Raw genomic sequence first — 376 nt, 5'->3', positions numbered from 1 at the left:
CAACTACAGGGTTTTTACCTTCTTTGACGGACCTTTCCAGATCGCTTCATTTACCCCGTTCCTTTGTAACTCCATGTTGAGTGTCCTACAACCCCAAGAGGCAAGCCTCTTGGTTTGGGCTAATTCCGTTTCGCTCGCCGCTACTCAGGAAATCGCGTTTGCTTTCTCTTCCTCCGTGTACTTAGATGTTTCAGTTCCCCGGGTCTGCCTTCAGTACCCTATGTATTCAGGTAAAGATACTGTTCCATTACGAACAGTGGGTTTCCCCATTCGGAAATCTCCGGATCAAAGCTTACTTACAGCTCCCCGAAGCATATCGGTGTTAGTCCCGTCCTTCATCGGCTCCTAGTGCCAAGGCATCCACCGTGCGCCCTTT

The 376-nt window shown here is 49.7% G+C and carries 1 rRNA gene; it reads right to left on the bottom strand.

From position 1 onward, the window contains the following. A 23S ribosomal RNA gene (locus tag CVN76_RS00325) occupies positions 1-375 on the bottom strand; the annotation flags it as partial. Between the last annotated feature and the right edge of the window lies 1 nt (position 376).

This window comes from Bacillus sp. mrc49 (assembly GCF_002803435.1).
This window is presented reverse-complemented; position numbering and strand designations above follow the sequence as displayed.